Here is a 13,257-nt window from a genome sequence, read left to right on the forward strand (position 1 = left end):
CGCGATCAACCGTCACTCCACCCCCGTGTTCGCGTATACTCGTCGTACTTCGCGCCGCGGGGGGCATCCCCCCGTTCGCGCTGCGCTAATCGCGACGCCGGCCCGGCGTGTCCGCAAGCCCGGGGGCGGTGCCTGGCACCCGTTCTGGTGACCCGTTTGGCGCTCTCTGCCGGGCGTTTACGCGCTATTTCGCAGAGACAATCAGCCGCAAAATACCGGCGTTGATGGACGAAATCCGGACAGTATTCAGTATTAGTGGAGAACACAGTTGCGCGTCAGCCGCTCACTTACAATTAAACAGATGGCGATGGTCGCAGGCGTGTCCATGGCATTTGTATTGGTCTTTTGCTCTATTTTACTCTTTCACTTTGTGCAACAGAGTCGCTTTACTACGGCCACGCAGTTAGAAAGCATCGCCCGTTCCGTTCGCGAGCCGCTCTCTGCGGCGATCCTGAAGGCGGATATTCCTGAGGCGGAAGCCATTCTCGGGCGTATCCAGCCCGCCGGCATCGTCAGCCGGGCGGACGTGGTGCTGCCGAATCAGTTCCAGGCGCTGCGAATGCGCTTTATCCCCGAGCGCCCGGTTCCGGTGATGATTACCCGCATGTTTGAGCTGCCGGTACAGATATCGCTGCCGATCTACTCCCAGGAACGCCCCGCGAACCCGCAGCCGCTTGCCTATCTGGTGCTGCAGGCCGACTCATACCAGATGTATAAATTCGTGATGAGTACGCTTTCTACGTTAGTGACTGCTTACTTTCTGCTGGTGCTGGTTCTGACGGTGGCGATCACCTGGTGCATTAATCGACTGATCGTCCGTCCGCTGCGTAAGGTGGCGCGCGATCTTAACGACGTTCCGCAGCAGGAGCGTCTCGGGCATCAGCTGACCCTGCCGCGGCTGCATCACGATGATGAGATAGGCATGCTGGTGCGCAGCTACAATCGCAACCAGCAAACCCTGCTGCGCCGGCACGATGAGCTCTCTTTACAGTCCACCCGCTTCCCGGTCTCCGACCTGCCGAATAAGGCCTTCCTGATGGCGCTGCTCGAGCAGGCGGTGGCTCGCCCGCAAACCTCGGCGCTGCTGGTGGTCGCCTGCGAAACGCTGCAGGACACCGCCGGTGTCCTGAAGGAGGCCCAGCGCGAAATACTGCTGCTGACTCTGGTGGAAAAGCTGCGGGCAATCATCCCCTCGCGTATGGTGCTGGCGCAGGTCAGCGGCTATGACTTTGCGATTCTGGCCAACGGTATTACCGAGCCCTGGCAGGCGGTGACGTTAAGTAAGCAAGTGCTCACTGCAATCAGCGAGCGTCTGCCGCTGCACGGCATCCAGCTTCGCCCCTGCGCCAGCGTCGGAATTGCGATGTTTAACGGCGAGCTGAGCGCGGAGCAGCTCTACCGACGCGCGGTTTCCGCCGCCGTCGCCGCGCGGCGCAAAGGTAAAAACCAGATTGAGTTCTTCGATCCGCAGCAGATGGAGAAGGCCCAGCGCCGGCTGATGGAAGAGCACGATATTCTGGCGGCGCTGGATAATCAGCGCTTCGCCATCTGGCTGCAGCCGCAGGTGAATATCGCCAGCGGCGAAGTGTGCGGCGCGGAGGTTCTGCTGCGCCAGCGCCAGGAGGACGGCAGCTGGCTGCTGCCGCCGGATCTGATTGAACGCATTGAGGCCTGCGGGCTGATTGTCCCGGTCGGCTACTGGGTGATGGAAGAGGCCTGTCGCCAGCTTGCGGCATGGCAAAGCCAGGGCATTATGCTGCCGCTATCGGTGAACGTGTCGCTGCTGCAGCTGCTGCATCACGACCGGGGCGCAGAGATGCTGACCCTGCTCTCGCGCTACCGCATTGCGCCGGGCACGCTGATCGTCGAAATTACCGAAAGCCGCCGGCTGGACGATCCGCGGATGGTCGTCTCCCTGCTGCGCCCGCTGCGCGAAGCGGGGGTGCGCATCGCCCTCGATGATTTTGGCATGGGTTATGCCGGGTTGCGCCAGCTCCAGCATATGAAGTCGCTGCCGGTCGATATCCTGAAAATCGATAAGGCCTTCATCGACATGCTGCCCGAAGATACCAGCATGGTGCCGGCGATTATTCAGCTGGCGCGCGGCCTTAACCTGCGCATCGTGGCGGAAGGCGTTGAGAGAGAGGAGCAGCACCGGTGGCTGCAGGAGGCCGGCGTCGATATCGGCCAGGGCTACCTCTTCGGTTGCGCCTTACCGCAGGAGGCGTTTGCGGCGCAGTTTTTGTCGGTGAATGAAGAGGGTGCAAGCCTGTAACGGGAGGCTGACTTGTGCGAGTCAGCTCTAAGTTTTTAACAATTCCGTTGCAATTTCGCGCTTAGTTATTTCTGAAATGTTTCCCGGGTGTTACTTTTAAGCCACAGACGACCTATAACCCTTCCAGGTCTGTGGTTATACCCAAAGGACACCCTATGAAAACCTCTCTCTTCAAAAGCCTCTATTTTCAGGTTTTGTCGGCCATTGCGATCGGTATTCTGCTGGGCCATTTTTACCCGGAACTGGGCGCGCAGATGAAACCCCTCGGCGACGCCTTCGTTAAGCTGATTAAAATGGTTATTGCACCGGTTATCTTCTGCACCGTCGTGACGGGGATTGCCGGGATGGAAAGCATGAAGGCCGTCGGCCGTACCGGTGCGGTCGCGCTGCTCTATTTTGAAGTCGTCAGTACTATCGCGCTGATTATTGGGCTTATCATCGTCAACGTGGTGCAACCCGGCGGTGGCATGAACGTCGATCCGGCCACCCTGGATGCGAAGGCGGTGGCGGTCTACGCCGAGCAGGCAAAAGATCAGGGCATTGTCGCCTTCCTGCTGGATATTATTCCCGGCAGCGTGATCGGCGCTTTCGCCAGCGGTAACATCCTGCAGGTGCTGATGTTTGCGGTGCTGTTTGGTTTTGCCCTGCACCGCCTGGGCAGCAAGGGCCAGCTGATTTTTAACGTTATCGAAAGCTTCTCGCAGGTGATCTTCGGCATCATCAACATGATTATGCGCCTCGCGCCGATCGGCGCCTTCGGGGCCATGGCCTTTACCATCGGTAAATACGGCGTCGGCACCCTCGTGCAGCTGGGCCAGCTGATCGTCTGCTTCTACATTACCTGTATTCTGTTTGTGGTGGTGGTGCTGGGCACCATCGCGCGGATCACCGGCTTTAGCATCTTTAAATTCATTCGCTATATCCGCGAAGAGCTGCTGATTGTTCTCGGGACCTCCTCGTCCGAATCGGCGCTGCCGCGCATGCTGGATAAGATGGAGAAGCTGGGCTGTCGCAAATCGGTAGTGGGTCTGGTGATCCCCACCGGCTACTCGTTCAACCTTGACGGCACCTCCATCTACCTGACGATGGCGGCGGTATTTATCGCCCAGGCGACCAACAGCCATATGGATATTTTCCACCAGATAACGCTGCTGGTGGTGCTGCTGCTCTCCTCGAAAGGCGCCGCCGGCGTCACCGGCAGCGGTTTTATCGTCCTGGCAGCCACCATTTCTGCCGTGGGCCATTTACCGGTTGCCGGCCTGGCGCTGATCCTCGGTATCGACCGCTTTATGTCCGAGGCGCGGGCGCTGACCAACCTCGTAGGCAACGGCGTGGCGACTATCGTGGTGGCGAAATGGGTGAAAGAGCTGGATACCCAGCAGCTGGATGATGTCCTCAATAACCGTACTCCGGCGAACAAATCGCACGAATTATCCTCTTAAATCCATCTGTTAGGCCGTTGTCCCTTGCTGGACTCCGGGCTCCTGCGCATAATTAGGTATCGCTCCCCGGGGTTGGGGAGTGATACTAAATGATTATTTTACGTCTCCGTGCGACATTTTCCTCTCCGCGTGGTCTAACCGACGTACTTACTCACCATATTTTTTGGCAGCCCTCCAGCGGGCTGCTTTTGTAACCAGGAATGTTCATCAGGGGTTCACATGCAGGGCACAAAAATTCAACTCTTAACGGGTGGTTTGCTGATGATGGCAGCGGCCGGTTATGTGCAAGCAGAAGCGCTCCAGCCGGACCCGGCCTGGCAACAGGGGACTCTCGCCAACGGACTTCAGTGGCAGGTCTTAGCCACTCCGCAGCGTCCTAGCGATCGTATTGAAGTCCGCCTGTTCGTCAATATTGGCTCGCTGAGTGAAAGCACTCAGCAGAGCGGTTTTAGCCACTTTATTCCCCGCCTGGCCTTAACGCAGAGCGGCAGCCTTGCGACGATGCAGGCGCGCTCCCTGTGGCAGCAGAGCATCGATCCGAATCGTCCGCTACCGCCGGCGATCGTCTCCTATAGCTACACCATGTTTAACCTCAGCCTGCCGAATAACCGCAACGACCTGCTGAAAGAGGCGCTGAGCTGGCTGGCCGACGCCAGCGGGAAGCTAACGGTGACGCCTGAAGCGGTGAATCACGCCCTGCAGGGTGGCGACATGGTCGCGACCTGGCCGCTGGATACCAAAGAGGGCTGGTGGCGCTACCGGCTGAAAGGTTCCACCATGCTGGGGCATGACCCCGCCGCGCCGCTGAAAACCCCGGTCGACGTTGCGCAGCTGAAAGAGTTTTATCAGAAATGGTACACCCCGGACGCCATGACGCTGATCGTCGTGGGTAACGTTGATAGCCGTAACGTGGTGGAGCAGATCGGCAAAAACTTCGGCGAGATGAAGGGCAAACGAGAAACGCCGGCCGCGGTGCCGACGCTGGCTCCGCTGCCGACGACGCCGGTGAGCATCATGACCGATACCGTGCGTCAGGATAAGCTGTCGATCATGTGGGACGCTCCGTGGCAGCCTATTCGCGATTCGGTGGCGCTGCAGCACTACTGGCGCGACGATCTGGCCCGCGAGGCGCTGTTCTGGCACGTGCAGCAGAACCTGAGCAAAAACAACATCAAAGACGTGAACCTCGGCTTTGATTGCCGGGTGCTGTACCAGCGCGCCCAGTGCGCGATCAACATTGAATCGCCGGGCAACAAGCTCAATGCGAACCTGATTGCGGTGTCCCGCGAGCTGGCGAAGGTCCGCGATAACGGCTTACCGCAGGATGAGTTCGATACCCTGATTGCGCAGAAAAAGCTCGAGCTGCAAAAGCTCTTCGCCACCTACGCGCGTACCGATACCGATATTCTGATCAGCCAGCGCATCCGCTCGCTGCAGAATCAGGTGGTGGATATCGCGCCGGAGCAGTATCAGAAGCTGCGTCAGGAGTTTCTTGATTCTCTGACCGTCGATATGCTGAATCAGTATCTGCGTCAGCAGCTGTCGCAGGATATGGCGCTGGTGCTGCAGCAGCCGCAGGGCGAGCCGGAATATAACATGAAGGATCTGAAGGCGACGTGGGAGAAGCTGATGGTGCCTGCGCCAACGGCGACGACGACGGCCGGAAGCGGAGAGGCTGCCGAGGTGCGCAGCGACGCGACGGATATTCCCCCCGCCCAGTAGGCCCGGTTGACGAGGCTCTTCCCGGGCTGCGGCGCTGATGGCGCAGCCCGGTCGAAGGTTACTGCGGCATCGCGTCGCGCGGAATAATCGCTCCGCGATACTGAATGACCGTGCTGGCGGTCAGGTGCCCGCGGACGGCGGCGGACCGGGCGTCACCGCCGGTCAGGCGCACGGCGAGGTAGCCGGCGCTGAACGAATCGCCGGCGGCAGTGGTATCAACCACCTTCTCTTTCGGCAGCTTGACGGCAGGGATCTCCTGCTGCGGCTCGCCGACAATCGACACCAGGCACGAGTCGGCCCCGCGTTTTACCACCACCTCTTTGACGCCGACGGCATGCGTGCGGGCAATCACTTCTGCTACCGGTTTTTCACCCCATAGCGCATCTTCGTCGTCCAGCGTCAGGAAGGCGATATCGGTGCAGGTCAGCATTTGCTGATAAACCTGCTGCGTCTCTTCTTTGCTGGCCCACAGGCGCGGGCGGTAGTTGTTGTCGAAAATCACCTGCCCGCCGTTAGCGCGACATTCGCGCAGCAGCGTCAGCAGCATCTCGCGGCTCTGCGGGCTGAGAATGGCGAGGCTAATTCCGCTGAGATAGAGGTAGTCGAAGGTCGCCAGCTCTTCGCAGATCGCGGCAGACTGCTCGCTCTCCAGCCAGAATTTTGCCGCCGCTTCGTTGCGCCAGTAGTAAAACGTCCGCTCGCCGGTATCGTCGGTTTCGATGTAGTAGAGCCCCGGCAAACGATCGGCCATACGCTGGATAAGATCGGTTTTGACCTCCTCGGCCTGCCAGGATTCCAGCATCTGCTGGCTGAAGGCGTCCGTCCCAAGCGCGGTAACGTAGTGCACGGCGAGCGCGCTGGCGTCGGTCTGACGCGCAATGTAGACCGAGGTATTTAAGGTATCGCCGCCAAATCCACGGTTTACCGCCGCGTTTTTCTCTGACAGCTCAATCATACATTCGCCGATAACGGCAATTTTTTTAGACATCATCATGACCTGGGATTGAATCGGAATTAGCGCTAGTGTGCGCCGCGTCGTTTTTATGGTCAATCATATTAAAACATCGTTCCATTATTTTTTTGACATCAGGCACGTTATGTGACGAAAGACGCATTTGTCGGAGAAAGATGCGCTTTTCAACTATATTCAGGACTGACGAGGCGCAAAGGAGCTGAGAGGGTATGACCACAACCCGCAAAACGATTGCCATTATCTCGGGAACGATAGTCTTACTTATCGTTCTGTTTTTCATCGTACTGGCGACATTTGACTGGAATCGCCTGAAGCCCACGATTAACCAGAAGGTGTCCGCCGAGCTGAACCGGCCATTTGCCATTCGCGGCGACCTCGGCGTGGTCTGGGAGCGCCAGCGCGACGAGCGGGGCTGGCGGAGCTGGGTGCCCTGGCCCCACGTCCATGCCGAAGATATCGTCCTCGGCAACCCGCCTGATATCCCCCAGGTTACGATGGTGCACCTGCCGCGCGTCGAAGCCACGCTGGCGCCGCTGTCGCTGCTGAGCAAAACGGTCTATCTGCCGTGGATTAAGCTGCAGCAGCCCGATGCCCGGCTGATCAGGCTCTCCGAGAAAACCAATAACTGGACCTTTACCCTCGGGTCGGACGACGCTGCGGCCAGCCAGGCCGCGCCGTCCGACTGGTCTTTCCGGCTGGATAACATCCTCTTCGATCGTGGACGGATCGCTATTATCGACAAGGTGACGCGCGCCGATATTACCCTGACGGTCGATCCGCTGGGCAAACCGCTGCCGTTTAGCGAAGTCACCGGCACGGAAGGCAAAGAGGCGCCAAAGAGGGTGGCGGACTACGTTTTTGGGCTGACGGCTAAGGGGAGCTATCGTGACCAGCCGCTCTCCGGCAGCGGTAAAATTGGCGGCATGCTGGCGCTGCGCAGCGAAGGGACGCCGTTCCCGCTGCAGGGCGACTTCCGCTCCGGCAATACCCGGGTGGCCTTTAGCGGGACGGTGAGCGATCCGCTGAGCCTGGGCGGTGTCGATTTACGCCTGAAGTTCTCCGGCGATTCGCTGGGGGATTTATACGATCTCACCGGAATCGTTCTGCCGGATACGCCGGCGTTTTCCACCGACGGGCGCCTGCGGGCGACCTTCAATCAGCAGGGCGGGTCGCGCTTTAGCTATCGCGATTTCAACGGTCGGATCGGCGAAAGCGACATACACGGCTCCCTGACCTACGCCACCGGCAAGCCGCGGCCGAAGCTGGAGGGCGACGTTGAATCCCGCCAGCTGCGCCTGGCGGACCTCGGGCCGCTGATTGGCGTGAACTCCGGGAGTAAGGCGAGCAAAACCGAGCAGCGTAAAGGCGAAGCTACGCCGCAGCCGGCCGGGAAAGTCCTGCCTTACGATCGCTTTGAGACCGACAAGTGGCAGCTGATGGATGCCGATGTCCGCTTCAAGGGGCGGCGAATTGAGCACGGCGGCACGTTACCGATTAGCGACCTCAGCACCCACGTTATCCTTGAGCGCGGCGACCTGCGCCTGCAGCCGCTGCGCTTTGGCCTCGCCAACGGCACCATCGCCGGCAGCCTGCATCTGCAGGGCGATAAAAAGCCGCTGCAGGGCACCGCTAACCTGCAGGCCAGACGCCTGAAGCTCAAGGCGCTGATGCCGAACGTGGAGATGATGCAGAAGACCCTCGGCGAGATGAACGGCGATATGCAGCTGCGCGGCACCGGTAACTCGGTGGCGGCGCTGCTGGGCAACAGCAACGGCAATATCAAGCTGCTGATGAACGATGGTCTGATTAGCCGAAACCTGATGGAAATTCTGGGGCTGAACGTCGGTAACTATCTTATCGGGCAGATCTTTGGCGACGACGAGGTGCGGGTAAACTGCGCGGCGGCCAACGTTGACGTGGTTAACGGCGTCGCGCGGCCGCAGATCTTTGCCTTTGATACCGAAAATGCGCTGATTAACGTCACCGGGACCGCCAGCTTCGCCTCGGAGCAGCTCGACTTAACCATCGACCCCGAAAGCAAGGGGCTGCGCATTATTACCCTGCGCTCGCCGCTGTACGTGCGCGGCACGTTTAAATCCCCGGACGCCGGAGTGAAGGTGGGGCCGCTGATCGCCCGCGGTGCGGTAGCGGCCGCGCTGGCAACGCTGGTCACCCCGGCTGCGGCGCTGCTGGCGCTGGTATCGCCGGCGGAGGGCGAAGCCAACCAGTGTCAGACGATTTTATCGCAGATGAAAAAGTAGATTCAGAGGAGCGCTGCCCGGCGCGACGCGCCGGGCAGCAAAGGATTACAGCGACTGGTGGCGAGTTTCGTGGGTCAGCAGCAGCGCAATCAGCGTCAGCGCGGCCATCGACGCCAGGTAGAGCCCTACCGCCGTCAGGCCGTAGTTGCCCTGCAGCCAGGCGGCAATATACGGCGCGACGGAGGCGCCAAGAATCGACGAGACGTTATAAGAGAACGATGCGCCGGTGTAGCGTACTTCCGTCGGGAACAGCTCCGGCAGCAGGGCGCCCATCGGACCGAAGGTCAGCCCCATCAGGCTCAAACCAATCAGCAGAAACGCGAAGACCAGCACCGGCTGACCGGAACCCAGCAGCGGCTTAAAGGCGAACAGGGCAAAGAGAATAATCATTGAGGTAATGACGATCATGCTCTTACGACGGCCAAACGCGTCCGCCAGCAGGCCGGCAATCGGCACCATCACGCCAAAGCCAATCACCGCCATCATCAGCATCCACAGCACTTCGTTACGCGGCAGACCGAGGCCCACTGGCGCAGCGCCGGTGCTGAAGGTCATGGAGTAGACGGTCATGATATAGAACAGGGTATAGGTGGCCAGCATGATAAAGGTGCCGAGCACGGTGACCCGCACGTGCTTGGTCAGCAGCGTCCCCAGCGGGATTTTTACCTGCTTTTTCGCCGCGGCGATTTTGGCAAAGACCGGCGTTTCATGCAGCGAAACGCGGACGTAGAGCCCGATAATCACCAGCACCGCGGAGAAGATAAACGGCACGCGCCAGCCCCATTCCATAAACTGCTGGTCGGTCAGCAGCCAGGAGAGCAGCAGGAAGGTGCCGTTCGCGAAGAAGAAGCCGATCGGCGCGCCCAGCTGCGGGAAGGAGCCGTACAGCGCGCGTTTACGCGGCGGGGCGTTCTCGGTGGCCAGCAGCGCCGCGCCGCCCCATTCACCGCCAAGGCCCAGCCCCTGACCAAAGCGCGCCAGCGCCAGCAGCATCGGCGCCAGAATGCCGATGCTCTCATAGCCGGGCAGCAGGCCGATCACCACGGTAGAGATCCCCATGGTCAGCAGCGAGGCGACCAGCGTCACCTTACGACCGACGCGATCGCCGAAGTGGCCGAACAGCGCTGAGCCAATCGGACGCGCGACGAAGGCAATGGCGAAGGTTGCCAGCGACTGTAGCGTCGCGGCGGCCGGGTCGCCCTGCGGGAAGAAGATATGCGGAAACACGATAACCGCGGCGGTGGCGTAGATGTAGAAGTCGAAGAACTCAATGGCGGTACCGATGAGTGAGGCAACGACGACCTTATTGCGCGAGTTAACCGGTGCGGTTTCCTGCGCCTTGTCGAGCGTGGTGGCTGTGGCTTGCATAGATCTTTCTTATTTTTAGCGAACGAAAAGCCATATAGCCACAGCAAAAGCGACATTTCAATCTGTAACAGGGCGCGGGAGAGGCGAAAAAATGGGCAAAAAGCGGATAATTTGCGTGCCTGAAAAATAACTTCTATGAAATGCTTCACATAAATAAAACAATGGCAGATAAAACCAGGTTTAGGTTAAATAAAAGTTACACGTTGGATTTATCTGCTGAAATGATCGATCGGGCTGAATGATACCTCTCCGTTCAGCCCGAACCGGCATCAATCGTGGGTTTTTCCCGGCATCCGGCGGTCGTCTTTATACTCGGCGGTGGCAATCCACGCCGCGCAGAACAGGGTCAGGCGCGCGAAGAAATAGAAAAAGGCCATCAGCCCTAAAACGGAGCCAAACGCGGCGCCCGACGGGGACTTCACCAGCGCCGGCAGCGTCCAGGTCATAACGATTTTAATCACCTCAAAGCCGATTGCCGCAATCATCGTGCCGCGTATCAGCGCCTTGCGCCGCGGACGGTGGCGCGGCAGGCGCCAGAAGATCCAGAAAAACAGCAGATAGTTGGCGAAAATCGAGATCGCCAGGCCAATCAGCCGCCACGCCGGTTTTAGCCACTCAATATTGTCGAGATACAGCGCGGAGATGATGGTCTGCTGCGCGGCGCCGGCAATGGAGGTAATGGAGAGGGTAATAATCAGGGCGACCAGCAGGCCAATCAGCGAAATAAAGTCGCGGAAGTATTTTACCCAGATCTTTTCCTGATCCTGCGGCGTACGTTCCCAGACGTCGCGGGACTGGGCGCGGATGGCTTCCCGCAGGTTGCCCATCCAGTTAATGCCGGAATAAAGCGCGACCAGCAGCCCGACCAGGCCGACGGTGGTGCGCTGCTGAACCGCAGTGTTGATGGTGTTCTTCAGCGTTGCCGCCAGCGTCGGATCGCTGACGTTGAGCAGGATTTTATCGAAGATGTCCTGCAGCAGCGTCGGATGCCAGGTGAGGACAAAGCCGGCGGCGGCGAAGGAGACCATCAGTATCGGGATCATCGACAGAAACGAGAAGTAGGTGATGGCCGCGCCGAACTGGTTGCCCAGGCGGTCGTTAAAGCGCTCCGCCGCGCGTATAAGGTGCGCAATAATCGGATTTCGCTGGACCTTTTCCGCCGTCCCGGTCACGCTTTTCAGCGCCTGGTTCGCTTTCTGTCCCACGGCGGATTCGTTGATGGCGGCCAGCGTGCTTTTACTCTTTTCCGGCTGCTGGCCCGGATCCTGGGTCGGGCGTGTCGCGTCGTTTTCCGGTGTCATCAGTTATTTCTTCCTTTTTTTACAGCGAGATTCAGCAAAAATTATATACGCAAAACGCCGGTTGCGGCGGCGGAGCGGTAAACCCGCCCCCTGACTCTGGCGAAACGGGCCCGCCGTGCGCTAATCGACGTAGCCCTTCATCACGCCGCCCAGCCACTCCATAAACAGGTGGACGCGACGCGAAAGATTGCGCCGATGCGGGTAGATAAGCGAGACAGGCAGCGGTTCGGCGCGGTATTGCGGCAGAATTTCTATCAGCTCCCCGGTGCGCAGCGCGTCGCGAACGCCGACGCGCGGAACCTGAATAATGCCCAGCCCGGCGAGGCAGGCGGCCAGGTAGGTCTCGGTGCTATTGACGGTCAGTATGCCGCCGGTTTTCACCCGGCGCACGGCCCCGTCGCTGACGACCTCAAAACCCGCCGGGCGAACGCCAAGGGTGCTGGCATAGTGGATCAGGGCATGATCGCCGAGATCGTCAAGGGAGTGCGGATAGCCGAAGCGCGCCAGGTACTGCGGGCTGGCGCAGTTAATTTGCGTCAGCTTGCCCAGCGGGCGCGCGATCAGGCCGGAATCTTTCAGCGTACCGACGCGGACGACGCAGTCGAAGCCTTCGCGGATCACGTCAACCAGCCGATCGCTGCAGCTCAGTTCGAGCTCAATTCCCGGGTACTGCTGCAAAAAGGCCGGCAGCCGCGGAATGATCAAATTTTTCGCCAGTCCGACGGGCATATCTACCCGCAGTCGTCCGCTGATGCTGGAGGGATCGTGCTGGAATATGCCGTCCAGCTCGTCGAGGTTGCTCAGCAGGTCTTTGGCGCGCTCGTAGTAGACCATCCCGTCCTGCGTCAGCTGCACCCGGCGGGTGGTGCGGTGCAGAAGGCGCGCGCCGAGATGGCTTTCCAGCGCCTGGATCTGGCGTGAAACGCTGCCTTTCGGCAGGCCCAGGGTGTCGGCGGCGCGGGAAAAGCTCTCCAGCTCCGCCACGCGAATGAACAGCTGCATTGCGTGAATTTTATCCATACCCGAGACCTATTGTTGTTGCCAGGGAAACAGTAAAACGTAATTTAGCGTATTTATTGTTTTTCTGTCAGCTAATAAGCTCTTTAACGATGCAAACGCAACCGATAAGGGGTTTCTGATGACACAACGTATTGCTTTAGTGACCGGCGGCAGCCGTGGATTGGGAAAAAACGCGGCGCTGAAGCTGGCGGCGAAGGGAACCGATATTATCCTCACCTACCACAGCAACCAGCAGGCGGCGCTGGAAGTTGTCGCTGAAATCGAGCAAAAAGGGGTTAAAGCTGCGGCATTAGCGCTTAACGTCGGCGATACGTCGAGCTTCGAAAGCTTTGCTCAGGAGGTGGAGACGCTGCTGCAGCAGCGCTGGCAGCGCGGCACCTTTGATTATTTATTAAACAACGCCGGGATCGGCATCAACGTCGCCTTTGCGCAGACCAGCGAAGCGCAGTTTGACGAGCTGATGAATATCCAGTTCAAAGGCCCGTTCTTTCTGACCCAGCGCCTGCTGCCGCTGCTGCAGGACGGCGGGCGGATCCTCAACGTTTCAAGCGGGCTGGCCCGCTTCGCGCTGCCGGGATACGCCGCCTATGCCTCCATGAAAGGGGCAATGGAGGTACTGACCCGCTACCAGGCAAAAGAGCTGGGCGCGCGCGGGATCTCGGTGAACATCATTGCGCCGGGGGCCATCGAGACGGATTTTGGCGGCGGCGTGGTGCGCGATAATGCGCAGGTAAACCAGCATATTGCGGCGCAAACGGCGCTGGGACGGGTAGGGCTGCCGGACGATATCGGCGATGCGATAGCGGCGCTGCTGAGCGACGATCTGCAATGGATGAACGCCCAGCGGGTGGAGGTTTCCGGCGGCATGTTCCTGTAAGCGGCGAGGCCGCCGCGT

The 13,257-nt window shown here is 59.6% G+C and carries 9 protein-coding genes; 5 read left to right on the forward strand and 4 right to left on the reverse strand.

Translation table 11 applies throughout. The annotated features are described in order from the left end of the window. Positions 1-268 precede the first annotated feature (268 nt). From hmsP to PFH44_RS03620, 3 genes are all read left to right on the forward strand, one after another. Positions 269-2,275, forward strand: coding sequence for a biofilm formation regulator HmsP (gene hmsP, locus PFH44_RS03610; protein WP_045853932.1), 2,007 nt, complete (start codon positions 269-271; stop codon positions 2,273-2,275). A gap of 155 nt (positions 2,276-2,430) precedes the next feature. Then, entirely contained in the window at positions 2,431-3,717 is a 1,287-nt protein-coding gene (locus PFH44_RS03615) for a dicarboxylate/amino acid:cation symporter (RefSeq protein WP_045853933.1), read from the forward strand. A 219-nt stretch (positions 3,718-3,936) separates the two neighbouring features. Beyond that, positions 3,937-5,439, forward strand: coding sequence for a M16 family metallopeptidase (locus PFH44_RS03620; RefSeq protein ID WP_283824312.1), 1,503 nt, complete (start codon positions 3,937-3,939; stop codon positions 5,437-5,439). 58 nt (positions 5,440-5,497) lie between these two features. Here PFH44_RS03620 and kdgK read toward each other — a convergent pair whose 3' ends face one another. Further along, positions 5,498-6,427, reverse strand: a complete 930-nt coding sequence (kdgK, locus tag PFH44_RS03625) for a 2-dehydro-3-deoxygluconokinase (RefSeq protein ID WP_045853935.1) — start codon at positions 6,425-6,427, stop codon at positions 5,498-5,500. A gap of 194 nt (positions 6,428-6,621) precedes the next feature. Here kdgK and PFH44_RS03630 point away from each other — a divergent pair, with 194 nt between their 5' ends. Next, entirely contained in the window at positions 6,622-8,673 is a 2,052-nt protein-coding gene (locus PFH44_RS03630; RefSeq protein WP_283824313.1) for an AsmA family protein, read from the forward strand. Positions 8,674-8,718: 45 nt separating this feature from the next. Here the strand turns inward: PFH44_RS03630 and PFH44_RS03635 are convergent, their stop codons facing one another. The 3 genes from PFH44_RS03635 to PFH44_RS03645 all read right to left on the reverse strand — a co-directional run bounded on the left by PFH44_RS03635 (position 8,719) and on the right by PFH44_RS03645 (position 12,362). Next, positions 8,719-10,041, reverse strand: coding sequence for an MFS transporter (locus PFH44_RS03635; protein ID WP_045853937.1), 1,323 nt, complete (start codon positions 10,039-10,041; stop codon positions 8,719-8,721). 269 nt (positions 10,042-10,310) lie between these two features. Next, on the reverse strand, positions 10,311-11,342 hold the full coding sequence (yhjD, locus tag PFH44_RS03640) for an inner membrane protein YhjD (protein ID WP_128876951.1): 1,032 nt from the start codon (positions 11,340-11,342) through the stop codon (positions 10,311-10,313). Positions 11,343-11,462: 120 nt separating this feature from the next. After that, on the reverse strand, positions 11,463-12,362 hold the full coding sequence (locus PFH44_RS03645) for a LysR family transcriptional regulator (protein WP_283824314.1): 900 nt from the start codon (positions 12,360-12,362) through the stop codon (positions 11,463-11,465). Positions 12,363-12,480: 118 nt separating this feature from the next. Here PFH44_RS03645 and PFH44_RS03650 point away from each other — a divergent pair, with 118 nt between their 5' ends. Next, a complete protein-coding gene (locus tag PFH44_RS03650) occupies positions 12,481-13,239 on the forward strand; it encodes an SDR family NAD(P)-dependent oxidoreductase (RefSeq protein WP_283824315.1) in 759 nt (252 codons plus the stop codon). Positions 13,240-13,257: the final 18 nt, after the last annotated feature.

Origin of the sequence: Klebsiella sp. Ech2A, from assembly GCF_030078455.1 — a bacterium.
In the GTDB taxonomy this organism is placed as follows: domain Bacteria; phylum Pseudomonadota; class Gammaproteobacteria; order Enterobacterales; family Enterobacteriaceae; genus Klebsiella; species Klebsiella terrigena.

What these genes read in the sequence shown, in the direction of transcription:
- PFH44_RS03615 (WP_045853933.1), top strand. Translation starts at nt 2,431, where the DNA reads ATGAAAACCTCTCTCTTCAAAAGCCTCTATTTTCAGGTTTTGTCGGCC.
- PFH44_RS03620 (WP_283824312.1), top strand. Translation starts at nt 3,937, where the DNA reads ATGCAGGGCACAAAAATTCAACTCTTAACGGGTGGTTTGCTGATGATG.
- kdgK (WP_045853935.1), bottom strand. Translation starts at nt 6,427, where the DNA reads ATGTCTAAAAAAATTGCCGTTATCGGCGAATGTATGATTGAGCTGTCA.
- PFH44_RS03630 (WP_283824313.1), top strand. Translation starts at nt 6,622, where the DNA reads ATGACCACAACCCGCAAAACGATTGCCATTATCTCGGGAACGATAGTC.
- PFH44_RS03635 (WP_045853937.1), bottom strand. Translation starts at nt 10,041, where the DNA reads ATGCAAGCCACAGCCACCACGCTCGACAAGGCGCAGGAAACCGCACCG.
- yhjD (WP_128876951.1), bottom strand. Translation starts at nt 11,342, where the DNA reads ATGACACCGGAAAACGACGCGACACGCCCGACCCAGGATCCGGGCCAG.
- PFH44_RS03645 (WP_283824314.1), bottom strand. Translation starts at nt 12,362, where the DNA reads ATGGATAAAATTCACGCAATGCAGCTGTTCATTCGCGTGGCGGAGCTG.
- PFH44_RS03650 (WP_283824315.1), top strand. Translation starts at nt 12,481, where the DNA reads ATGACACAACGTATTGCTTTAGTGACCGGCGGCAGCCGTGGATTGGGA.